The 7742-nt window shown below is 64.8% G+C and carries 10 protein-coding genes and 1 pseudogene; 5 read left to right on the top strand and 6 right to left on the bottom strand.

Features of this window, described 5'->3' with window-relative positions:
* From QZY03_RS06360 to QZY03_RS06350, 3 genes and pseudogenes are all read left to right on the top strand, one after another.
* A pseudogene (locus tag QZY03_RS06360) lies at positions 1-179 on the top strand (transcriptional regulator); the annotation flags it as partial.
* A 149-nt stretch (positions 180-328) separates the two neighbouring features.
* Positions 329-613, top strand: a complete 285-nt coding sequence (locus QZY03_RS06355) for a BrnT family toxin (protein WP_295579220.1) — start codon at positions 329-331, stop codon at positions 611-613.
* The gene (locus tag QZY03_RS06350; protein WP_295579218.1) at positions 606-875 is read left to right on the top strand and encodes a hypothetical protein; all 270 of its coding nucleotides are present in this window, start codon (positions 606-608) and stop codon (positions 873-875) included. Before QZY03_RS06355 ends, QZY03_RS06350 begins: the two co-directional genes overlap by 8 nt.
* Positions 876-1326: 451 nt before the next feature.
* On the opposite strand, the gene QZY03_RS06345 is transcribed toward QZY03_RS06350, so the two are convergent.
* The 6 genes from QZY03_RS06345 to QZY03_RS06320 form a co-directional block, all read right to left on the bottom strand.
* Positions 1327-1902: a YggT family protein gene (locus QZY03_RS06345; RefSeq protein ID WP_295579216.1), complete on the bottom strand. Its 576-nt coding sequence runs from the start codon at positions 1900-1902 to the stop codon at positions 1327-1329.
* Positions 1899-2735 carry a pyrroline-5-carboxylate reductase gene (gene proC / locus QZY03_RS06340; protein ID WP_295579212.1) on the bottom strand — a complete coding sequence of 279 codons (837 nt, stop codon included), beginning with the start codon at positions 2733-2735 and terminating at the stop codon, positions 1899-1901. Before proC ends, QZY03_RS06345 begins: the two co-directional genes overlap by 4 nt.
* A gap of 94 nt (positions 2736-2829) precedes the next feature.
* Positions 2830-3537 carry a YggS family pyridoxal phosphate-dependent enzyme gene (locus QZY03_RS06335; protein ID WP_295579209.1) on the bottom strand — a complete coding sequence of 236 codons (708 nt, stop codon included), beginning with the start codon at positions 3535-3537 and terminating at the stop codon, positions 2830-2832.
* Positions 3538-3550: 13 nt separating this feature from the next.
* The gene (rdgB, locus tag QZY03_RS06330; protein WP_295579206.1) at positions 3551-4186 is read right to left on the bottom strand and encodes an RdgB/HAM1 family non-canonical purine NTP pyrophosphatase; all 636 of its coding nucleotides are present in this window, start codon (positions 4184-4186) and stop codon (positions 3551-3553) included.
* 2 nt (positions 4187-4188) lie between these two features.
* Entirely contained in the window at positions 4189-4905 is a 717-nt protein-coding gene (gene rph / locus QZY03_RS06325; RefSeq protein WP_295579202.1) for a ribonuclease PH, read from the bottom strand.
* A 28-nt stretch (positions 4906-4933) separates the two neighbouring features.
* On the bottom strand, positions 4934-5893 hold the full coding sequence (locus tag QZY03_RS06320; RefSeq protein ID WP_295579199.1) for a serine/threonine-protein kinase: 960 nt from the start codon (positions 5891-5893) through the stop codon (positions 4934-4936).
* Between the two features lie 198 nt (positions 5894-6091).
* Here QZY03_RS06320 and QZY03_RS06315 point away from each other — a divergent pair, with 198 nt between their 5' ends.
* Both QZY03_RS06315 and gmk read left to right on the top strand, forming a co-directional pair.
* Positions 6092-6958: a YicC/YloC family endoribonuclease gene (locus tag QZY03_RS06315; RefSeq protein WP_295579196.1), complete on the top strand. Its 867-nt coding sequence runs from the start codon at positions 6092-6094 to the stop codon at positions 6956-6958.
* Between the two features lie 115 nt (positions 6959-7073).
* On the top strand, positions 7074-7742 hold a 669-nt coding region (gene gmk / locus QZY03_RS06310), incomplete at its 3' end, for a guanylate kinase (RefSeq protein ID WP_295579193.1).

Raw genomic sequence — 7742 nt, 5'->3', positions numbered from 1 at the left:
TGGAGCCCATGATTGGACGCTCCAATCGGGTCTACGAAATCTTGAGCCGCAAACGCCCCCTGACGCTGAAGATGATCTGGCGCTTACATCGCGATCTTGGCATCCCTACGGAAAGCTTGATCAAACCGTCCGTGGAGGAAAAGGGGCCAAGCTCAATTATGAATTCAAGAAATGCCTAACGAACGCCCAAAGAGCGAGCGCGCGCCATCAGGGTTCGAGCTGATTTGCAGGCTTTGTGGGGGGCGCGCGCCGCCTGGGGCGACACGTTAGGCAATCGAGTTGCTGGTAAGACGATCTTCGAGCCGAACTACTCGCCAAGAGCAATGCTATGTCGTTTGAAATCACAAGAATAGTATGGCTAGAAGACATTGTTGAAAAGCTACGATGGAAGCATAATGTTCAAGAATATGAGGTGATTGAGGTACTAGAAAATCGCCCTCGATTTCGCCGAAAGGAAACTGGTCACGTGCCAGGAGAAGATGTCTTCGCTGCTTTCGGGAAAACTGATGGGGGCCGCTTGTTGAGTGTGTTCTTTGTATACACGCGAGACAAGAGGGCCATCATTGTTTCTGCGAGGGATATGACTGAGAGAGAGGCAAGAAAATATGAGTAACAAATCATCCACGTCGGACGCTTCTAGTTACCAAGCAATTGGTGACTACTGGGATACTCACGATGCGACCGAATGCGGGGAGGAAGATGCTGGCGATTTTGAAGTCAACATTCGCTCGCAAGGCCATTATTTTCCTGTTGACGGACAAATATATCTAAAAATTCGTGAATTCGCTGACCAAAGAGGGATAAGCGAGGAAACGTTACTGAATATATTTTTGAAGGAACGGATCGACCAACTGGAGAGCGACCAAAGAGGCTAACATGCCCGCTCAAAAGCGGGCGCCCGCCACGAGCGTTCGTAGGTTTCAGCAAGGTCAGCGCGTGGCGGGCGCCACTTTAGCGGGATCGTTATCGCGCCGAGCAAGGCTCGGCGTTTCTTGCGGGGTGGAAGTCCCCGTCGGGTGAGGGTGAGCCGCCCGCCCGTATCGCGTGTTGGTCCTGTTGCGGAGTAACCTAAGCCGCGAACAAACGATTGCATTCTGCAAGATCCGCAGGGGCTGTAGGGGCGGCTTAAGGTGATTTCCGGAACACCGGATACCACCCACCATAGGCTCGGATGTAGGTGCGACTTCAGTCGCACCGATTCGGACGCAGGTGCGACTGAAGTCGCACCTACATTGACCGGTATCCACATTGTCGGAAATCACCTAAGTCGCCCCACGGGTCGGTCGTTCCTTTCCCGGAAAAATCGCCTGAGGTGCGCGTCTCACCTCAAAACGGACTCCCGGTCAGCCATTTCAGCGGCGGCACCAGCAGCATCTGCAAGAGCACCAGACCGATCATGACGAGCATGGGCGAGAGGTCGATGCCGCTGATGGGCGGCAGGGCGCGTTGGGCCGGGCGCATGATGGGGTCAGTCAGCCGCGACAGGAGTGCGACGCCCGGATTGTAGGTGCCGGGGTTCACCCAACTCAGAATGACGCGGATGAACACCGCGAACAGGAAGATGTTGATGATGAGCTCGATCAGCGCCGGCAGCGACCAGAGGAATGCGCCGATAGGAATGGCGCTGAAGCCCAGCAGCACGGCCAGCAGGGCCAGTTCCGCCGTCTTGAGCAGCCAGGCGAGGACGAGGGAGGCGGTGTCCATCCCGGCCAGGCTCGGGATCACCTGGCGCAGCGGCCGCAAGACCGGCGAGGTGACCTTGACGATGAACTGCGAGAGCGGGTTGTAGAAATCCGCCCGTGCCCATTGCAGCAGGAAGCGGATCATGACCACCGCGATATAGAGCCCGAACAGGGTCTGGATCAGAAAGACCAGGGGGTTGGTCAGATAGGAACCGCTCATGATTGCTCCATCAGCGTCTTGGAGATCTCGACCGCGCGTTCACGGGCGGCATGCGCGGCGCGGCCCACCAGTTTACTCAGCCCCGCCTCGGTGAATACCGCCAGGGCGCGTTCGGTGGTCCCGCCGGGGGAGGTGACCTGCGCGCGCAGTTGGGCCGGCGGGGCGTCACTCTCCACCGCCATGCGGGCGGCACCCAGTGCGGTCTGAATGGTCAGCAGGCGGGCGGTCTCGGCATCGAGTCCGAGGTCGATGCCCGCCTGTTCCAGCGCCTCCATGAGTAAGAAGAAATAGGCCGGGCCGCTGCCGGAGATGGCGGTGACCGCGTCGATCTGGGCCTCATCCTCGACCCAGCGGGTGAGTCCGGCCGCGCGCAGGATGGTCTCGGCCCGATTGCGTCCGTCGTCGCCGACCTCGGGGCTGGCGTGTAGCCCGATGGCCCCGGTCTGAACCATGGCCGGGGTGTTGGGCATGGAGCGGACCACCGGCACCGGCGAGCCGAGCCACCGCTGGATCGCCGCCTCCGGGACCCCGGCCATGATCGAAATCACCAGGGGTCCGAGCTGGCACACCAGATTGCCGATTTCCCGACACACGGCCGGTGCCAGTTGCGGTTTGACGCACAGGACCAGGGTCGCGGCCCCGGCGAGTGCCTCGCGATTGTCCGCGACGGTGCGGACGCCGAAGCGTGCGTTCAGGTCCGCGCGACGGGTTGCGTCCGGCTCGGCGACGCATAGGGCAGTGGGCGGGTAGCCGTCGGCGATCAGGCCCGCGATCAGGCTGCTCGCCATGTTGCCGCCGCCGATGAAGGCGATGCTGGGTTTGCTCGTTGGCATAGCTGGATAATTAAACCGACTTGGAACAAGTTCAGGATCGAGGGCTGTACGCGACGCGTTGCGTAGTCTCCGACGCGACGGCCGTCCAGCGACCTCAGGTGCTGCTGCTATTATAGGGGCGCGCCCCGAATACCGCCGTACCGATCCGCACCAGGGTGGCCCCTTCCAGGATCGCCGCTTCCAGATCGTCTGACATTCCCATCGACAGGCAGTGCAGCGGTTGGTCAGTCGTGGCGAGCCGATCACGCAGCATGCGCAGGGCGTGCAGCGGTTCGCGCTGTTCGCTCGGGTTGGCGCAGGGAGCCGGCAGCGTCATGAGCCCCATCACGCGCAGCCCCGGCAGTCCGGCGCAGGCCGCGAGCAGATCGGCCGCGGCGTCCGGCGCCACGCCGCCTTTGCTCGCCTCGCCGCTCAGGTTCACCTGGATGCAAACCTTGAGCGGTGCGCGATCGGCTGGGCGGTGTTCACTCAGGCGCCGCGCATGTCCGGCATCCGCCAGCCCATGCACCCAGTCGAAGCGGGCGGCGAGCTGGCGTGTTTTGTTGGCCTGGACCCGACCGATGAAGTGCCATTCGATCGGCAGGTCAGTGAGCAGCGCCTGCTTGTCCAGTGCTTCCTGCAGATAGCTTTCTCCGAAGGCGCGCTGGCCCAGGGCAACGGCCGCGCGGATGGCGTCGGCGCCTTGCCGTTTGCTCACCGCGATCAGACCCACCGAGCCCGGCGCCCGGCCGGCGCTCAGGGTCGCCGCCAGGATCCGGGCTTGGACCGCCGCCAGTCGGGCGGCGATGGTGTCGGCGGTCATGGTGGGGCCGCGCTCATTGATCCGGCGCCGCGGGCGCTGCCGTGCCGTCCAACAGGTGCTGCAACTGGCGCAAGGCCTGACCGCGGTGGCTGAGCCGGTTCTTCACCTCCGGTGCCAACTCGGCGGCGGTGCAGCCGTGGCTTGGGACGATGAAGATCGGGTCATAGCCGAAACCCGCGTCGCCGCGGGGCGCGCGCCCGATGAGTCCCTCCCAGGTGCCCTGGCAGATCAGGGGCGTGGGATCATCGGCATGGCGCAGGTAGACCAGGACGCATTGATAGCGCGCGGTGCGCTGTTCGTCGGGAACCTGCTCCAGGTCCTGCAGCAGCTTGACCAGGTTGTCGGTGTCCGAGGCGCCCGGTCCGGCGAAGCGGGCGGAGTAGATCCCTGGTGCGCCGTGCAGGGCGTCGACCTCGATCCCCGAGTCGTCGGCCAGCGCTGCTAGGCCGCTGAAACGGGCGGCGTTGCGCGCCTTGAGGATGGCGTTTTCGACGAAGGTGAGGCCGGTTTCCGCGACCTCCGGGACGCCGCGCTCACCCTGGGGGATGACGTGGATGCGGGCGGCGGCCAGCAGTTGGCCGAACTCGCGCACCTTGCCGGGGTTGTTGCTGGCCAGCACAATCGATTCGCCGCGGTGGGATTGCGTCATGGTCAGATGCCCAAGGCTTCACGCTGCAGCGCATGAAGCCGGCGAATCCCCGCGGCGCCCAGTTCCAGCAGGGCGTCCAACTGTGCGCGCGTGAATGGCTCGGCCTCGGCGGTCCCTTGCACCTCGATGAACCGTCCGTCACCGTCCATCACCAGGTTCAAGTCGGTATCCGCGTTGGAATCCTCCGCGTAGTCCAGATCCAGCACCGGCTGCCCCGCGTAAATGCCGACCGAGACCGCGGCCACCTGGGTGCGCAGCGGATCGACGGACAGCGCGCCGCTCGCCCGCAGCCCGCTGAGTGCATCGTGCAGCGCGACCCAGGCGCCGGTGATGGCCGCGGTGCGGGTGCCGCCATCGGCCTGGAGGACATCGCAGTCCAGGGTCAGGGTGCGCTCGCCGAGTTGGGTCAGGTCCACCGCGGCACGCAGCGAGCGGCCGATCAGACGCTGGATCTCGAGGGTTCGCCCACCCTGTTTGCCGCGTGCCGCCTCGCGCGGGCTGCGTTCGTGTGTCGCCCGCGGCAACATGCCGTATTCCGCGGTAATCCAGCCCTTGCCCTGACCCTTCAGAAAGGGCGGTACCCGGTCTTCGACGCTGACGGTGCAGAGCACTCGGGTGGCGCCGAACTCCACCAACACCGAGCCTTCGGCATGGCTGGTGTAGCCGCGGGTGAAGCGGATCGGACGCAAGGCGTCCGGTTGACGTGCTGATGGGCGCATGGGGCGGCAGTCTCTTGTGCGGTGGTGATCATTGCGGCTGGTCCGCCGTAACTTGGGTGGCGTCCTTGAGCCGGTTGCCTTCAACTGGTTGCGAGAACTCGGAGTGCGGCAGGTCGCCGACATGGCGCGTCAGGTACGCCAGGAATTCGGCCGCGTCCTGCGGGCGTTTGGTCGCGTCCATCGCCATCGCCCAGTCGGCCGCTTCCAACAAAAAAGCGGGGTAGCGGTTCTTGAGCTCCACCGTGGCGGGGATCAGTTTGTCCTCCTGGTGACGGTCGATGGCCGGGGGTGGCGTCCGACCTTCCATGCAGGTGCGGATGCTGGCGCCAACCGCGTAGACATCGGTCCAGGGGCCGACCCGACCGCCGCGATAATACTGCTCGACCGGCGAATATCCGGCGGTGATCACTTGGCCGCCGCCGGCGCGCCCGCGGCTGACGGGGTGCACCGCCCCCAGGTCGAGCAGCAAGGGTTGGTTGCCATGGCGCAGGTGAATATTCCCCGGTTTCACGTCCAGGTGGAGCATCGAGCGCGTGTGCAGCAAGGCCAGGGCGTCCAGGATCGGCATGAACACGTCCAGGATGAAGGTCGTGCTCAAGCCGCCCCGGCGTTCCTGGATGTAGCTTCCGAGGTTGCGCCCGCGTTCGTTCGGCATCACCAGGTAGCCGGTTTGGTTGGCCAGGAAGAAATCCAGGACGCGCACGATGTTGGGGTGACGCAGCGAGGCCAGCGCCTTCACTTCCTGGAAAAAGAGCTTGCGCCCGCGCTGCAGGTTCTCGGTGTACTGCGGCTCGATGGGCACCACCTGCCGACGCTGATTCCGGCTGGCGATCTTTTTCGGCATGAACTCCTTGATGACCACCTCGTCACCCGTCTCCTCGGTCCGTGCGAGGTAAATCAAGCTGAACCCGCCCTTGCCGATCGTCTCGAGGATACGATAGCTGCCGAGCAGGGTGTCGGGGGGGAGGCTTTCGCGTGCGGCGGTCATGATAATGAATGCCGATCCGGTCCATACGCGGGGCGGGATCTCTGGGTGTTGAGGGTGCGAACGTTCACTTGAGGGTGTTGACGGGTGTGCTCACCTGGCTCGGACGAACGGGTATGATAGCGTGATCCGCGTCCGCAATCTGCGCTGTTGCGTCGAGTCGCCGCGGGCGTCTTCCCCCCGCAATTTGAGGCATCCGGGATGATCAAGAGTATGACCGCGTTCGCGCGGGAGACCCAAGGTGCGCCATTCGGCGAGCTGACGTGGGAACTGCGTAGTGTCAACCACCGGTTCCTCGAGCCCCATATCCGCTTGCCCGAGGAACTGCGCGCCCTGGAAACAGCGGTGCGTGACCGCCTGGCGAAGCGGCTGCAACGCGGCAAGGTGGACTGTACCCTGCGGTATGACCCCGCGGTCGGGGTGGTCGGCAGCCTGCGCGTCAACCGCGCGTACGTGGAGCAGTTGTTGGCGGCCGGGGATGAGATTTCGTCGCTGATCGGCCGCTCGGCGGAACCCTCGGCGTTCGATCTGCTGCGCTGGCCGGGGGTGATCCAGGAGCAGGAGCGCGATCTGGACCAGGTGACGGATGCCGCCCTGCATTTGCTGGATCAGGCGCTTAGTACGCTCCTGCAGACCCGCGCCCGCGAGGGTGAGCGCCTTGGCGCGCTCCTGCGCGAGCGCTGCGACCGGCTGCAGGAGTCCGTGGTGCGCGTGCGCGCGCGCCTGCCCCAGGTCATGGCCGGGGTGCGCAAGCGGCTGGCCGACCGCTTCGTGGAGTTGCGCGCTGAGCTGGATGCGGGGCGTCTCGAGCAGGAGTTGGCGCTGGTCGCCGCGCGTCTGGATGTCGACGAAGAACTGGACCGCCTGGAGGCGCATGTCGCCGAGGTCCGGGCCGTCCTGACCCGTGATGAGCCGGTCGGCCGGCGGCTGGATTTCCTCATGCAGGAATTGAATCGGGAGGCCAATACACTCGGCTCCAAGTCCGCCGACGTGGAGGTCACGCGCGAGGCGGTCGAGATGAAGGTGCTGATCGAGCAACTGCGTGAACAGATTCAGAACCTCGAGTAGGGTGGATAAGCGCAGCGCATCCACCATTGGCCTCGCCGTCGGCACGCGGTCGGCGGCGGCGAACCAAATTTGGAACTGCTGCGATGAACGATGATCGGTTGACGGAGGCGCGCTGATGCACGAAGGTATCCTATTCATCGTCTCGGCTCCGTCCGGTGCCGGTAAGACCAGCCTGGTCAAGGCCCTCCTGGAGCGTGATCCGCACCTCGCCCTGTCGGTCTCGGTCACGACCCGGCCGCCGCGCCCCGGCGAGCGGGATGGGGTGCATTACCACTTCCGTGACCTGCCGACACTGCGTGCCGAGATCGCCGCCGGGGCCTTCATCGAGTACGCGGAAGTCTACGGCAATCTGTACGGGACCCGTGAGGCGGATGTTCGCCTGGGGCTGCGTTCCGGACGCGGTCTGATCCTGGAGATCGATTGGCAAGGCGCCCGTCAGGTCAGAGCGCGTTTCCCGCAGGCGGTGGGCGTCTTCATACTCCCGCCATCCTGGGCTGAGCTTGAGCGCCGCTTGTGCGGCCGGGGCACCGACAGCGAGGCCGTGATCGCCCGCCGACTGGCCGAGGCGCGTGCCGACATGGCGCATTGGAGCGAATATGACTACGTGGTCATCAACGATCACTTCAACGCCACGCTCGCCGATTTGGCCGCCATCGTTGCCGCCGAGCGGCTGCGGGCCGGGCGGCGGCGGGGGCAGGTGGAGCGTCTGTTTGCCGACTTGCCGCCGGTTGGCCTTGATCATTCATCCGACCAGACCCAAGCCGGCACGCGTCGCGGCCGGGGG

The organism is uncultured Lamprocystis sp. (assembly GCF_903933125.1).
Taxonomy (GTDB): domain Bacteria; phylum Pseudomonadota; class Gammaproteobacteria; order Chromatiales; family Chromatiaceae; genus Thiodictyon.
This window is presented reverse-complemented; position numbering and strand designations above follow the sequence as displayed.

Coding starts and splice junctions, on each gene's coding strand:
- QZY03_RS06315 (WP_295579196.1), top strand. CDS start 6,092: ATGATCAAGAGTATGACCGCGTTCGCGCGGGAGACCCAAGGTGCGCCA.
- QZY03_RS06345 (WP_295579216.1), bottom strand. CDS start 1,902: ATGAGCGGTTCCTATCTGACCAACCCCCTGGTCTTTCTGATCCAGACC.
- proC (WP_295579212.1), bottom strand. CDS start 2,735: ATGCCAACGAGCAAACCCAGCATCGCCTTCATCGGCGGCGGCAACATG.
- QZY03_RS06355 (WP_295579220.1), top strand. CDS start 329: ATGTCGTTTGAAATCACAAGAATAGTATGGCTAGAAGACATTGTTGAA.
- QZY03_RS06335 (WP_295579209.1), bottom strand. CDS start 3,537: ATGACCGCCGACACCATCGCCGCCCGACTGGCGGCGGTCCAAGCCCGG.
- rdgB (WP_295579206.1), bottom strand. CDS start 4,186: ATGACGCAATCCCACCGCGGCGAATCGATTGTGCTGGCCAGCAACAAC.
- QZY03_RS06350 (WP_295579218.1), top strand. CDS start 606: ATGAGTAACAAATCATCCACGTCGGACGCTTCTAGTTACCAAGCAATT.
- QZY03_RS06320 (WP_295579199.1), bottom strand. CDS start 5,893: ATGACCGCCGCACGCGAAAGCCTCCCCCCCGACACCCTGCTCGGCAGC.
- rph (WP_295579202.1), bottom strand. CDS start 4,905: ATGCGCCCATCAGCACGTCAACCGGACGCCTTGCGTCCGATCCGCTTC.